Consider the following 2,446-nt stretch of genomic DNA (forward strand, 5'->3'; position numbering starts at 1 on the left):
CCCCCCCCCCCCCCCCCCCACTACCAGTTGGAGGCAGGCACTACCGGCTGGCGGCCGGACTCATCCCGCCCCCATCGGCAAACCCGGCGGCGCCATAATGCGCGTCCATCCGCGTGGACCACCGTATTGGCCAGCCACTCGCAGCTGTTCCCCGGCCTGCCGCTGCACAGCGCGCGGCTGGTGCTGAGCCCGATCCGCCGCGACGACGCTGCCGCGTTGTTCGTACTGCAGTCGGACCCGGACGTGATGCGCTGGTGGAACCACCCGGCCTGGACACGACCGGCCGAGGCGCGCGAACAGATCGATGACGATCTTGCCGCCCATGCCATCGGCACCCAGCTGAAACTGGCCGTGCGCGAATCCATGGACGGCCCGCTGCTTGGCATCTGCGTGGTGTTCGCCGTGGACCGTGACGCCGCGCGCGCCGAGATCGGCTACCTGCTGGCGCCCGACCAGCAGGGCCAGGGCTACATGCACGAGGCGCTGCAGCAGGTGCTGGCCTATCTGTTCCGCACGCTGCGCCTGCATCGGGTCGAAGCCGAGATAGACCCGCGCAATGCGCCTTCCGCACACGTGCTGGAACGGCTGGGCTTCCACCGCGAGGGCGTGCTGCGGCAGCGCTGGCGAATCCAGGGGGAACCCTCTGACTCGGCCGTCTACGGCCTGCTGGCCGACGACGACGCGGCCGCCGCCCTGCCCGCTTGACCCAATCTGGCTGCTGGAGGCTGCAGCCTGCGGACATGCCTTTGGACACATACGGCGCGGCCCTCCCCGGCCTAGCATCGGAACCCCCTTCCGCTGCCGAAACGGTGCCATGAAGTCCCTGCTGCATATCGCCGCGCTCTGCGTCGGCCTGCTCATCGCCCCGGCCAGCGTGCTGGCCGCGCCCGACGCCGAGGCCAAGCCCGATCCGAAAGACGACAAGACCGAAGCGCCCGCCCTGCCGGCCGATGCGTCGGCACGCCAGAGCATGCACCTGGCCGGCCGCACCCTGGACTACACCGCCACCGTCGGCACCCTGCCGGTGCGCGATGCCAAGGGCAAGGTGATCGCCGACGTGGTGTTCACCGCCTACACGATGCCGGGCAAGGACCGGCCGGTGACCTTCGCGCTCAATGGCGGGCCCGGCGCGTCGTCGGTCTACCTCAACATGGGCGCGATCGGGCCCAAGGTGGTGACCTTCGGTTCGGAGGGCGACAGCGCCTCGGCGCCGGCTACCCTGCATGACAATCCGGGTACCTGGCTGGACTTCACCGACCTGGTGTTCATCGATCCGGTCGGCACCGGCTTCAGCCGTGCACGCATCGGCGATGACGAAGCCAAGAAAGCGCTGTACAACCCCAGCGCCGACATCGAGTACCTGTCGCGCTCGATCTACGACTGGCTGCTGCGCAACCAGCGCATGGCCTCACGCAAGTACCTGACCGGCGAGAGCTATGGCGGTTATCGCGGCCCGCGCATCACCCACTTCCTGCAGACCCGGCTGGGCGTGGCGATGAACGGCCTGGTGCTGGTCTCGCCCTATCTGAGCCCGACCCTGGAAGACAACGCCGATGTCTCGCCGATGGCCTGGATGCAGACGCTGCCGTCAATTGCCGCCGCGCACCTGGAGCGCCAGGGCAGGCTGACCGATGCAGCGATGCGCGAGGTGGTCGAATACACCCGCGGCGACTACGCGACGGCGCTGATGAAGGGCCGCAGCGATCCGCAGGCGACCGAAGCGATGCTGCGCAGGGTGACCGAGCTGACTGGACTGGACCCACAGTTCGTGCGCCGCGCCGGTGGCCGCCTGGAAACGCAGGCGTACCTGCGTGAAGTGTTCCGCGACAAGGGCACGCTGGGCAGCCGCTACGATTCCAACGTGACCGCATTCGATCCGTTCCCGAACGATCCGGAGCAGCGCGCCAATGATCCGCTGCTGGACAGCATCATCGCGCCGACCACCACGGCGATGGTCGACTTCGTGACCCGCGTGGTCGGCTGGAAGGTGGATGCGCGCTACCAGGCACTGAACTACGACGTGAACCGGCTGTGGGACCGCAATGGTGAGCTGCGCCAGGGTGCGGTGACCCAGTTGCGGCAGGCGGTGGCGATCGATCCGCATCTGCAGGTGCTGATCGTGCATGGCTGGAACGACCTGTCGTGTCCGTTCATGGGGTCGATCCTGACGGTGGACCAGATGCCGGCGATGGGCAGCAACCCGGATCGCGTGCAGGTGCGCAGCTATCCGGGCGGGCACATGTTCTACAGCCGGGCGGACAGCCAGGCGGCGTTCCGCAGGGATGTGCAGGCGCTGTTCCAGCGTAATTGAGGTGTTCGGCCGGGCCTGCGGCCCGGCACCCGCTGACGGCAACGGCAACGTCAAAAGCCGGGTTCCAGTGGGTTGGCGGGATGGGTCCGGTTGCGGGGGACGCCGTGAACCCGTCCCTGGGGGCTTGGCCGCGGC

Annotated in this window: 2 protein-coding genes; both read left to right on the forward strand. The window is 68.5% G+C overall.

Annotated elements, in window-relative coordinates:
* Window positions 1-126: 126 nt before the first annotated feature.
* Window positions 127-705 carry a GNAT family N-acetyltransferase gene (locus QRO93_RS00115; protein ID WP_180878732.1) on the forward strand — a complete coding sequence of 193 codons (579 nt, stop codon included), beginning with the start codon at window positions 127-129 and terminating at the stop codon, window positions 703-705.
* 109 nt (window positions 706-814) lie between these two features.
* A complete protein-coding gene (locus tag QRO93_RS00120; RefSeq protein WP_053449338.1) occupies window positions 815-2,311 on the forward strand; it encodes a S10 family peptidase in 1,497 nt (498 codons plus the stop codon).
* Window positions 2,312-2,446 lie beyond the last annotated feature (135 nt).

This window comes from Stenotrophomonas maltophilia group sp. Smal17, from assembly GCF_030237045.1.
GTDB classification, from domain to species: domain Bacteria; phylum Pseudomonadota; class Gammaproteobacteria; order Xanthomonadales; family Xanthomonadaceae; genus Stenotrophomonas; species Stenotrophomonas forensis.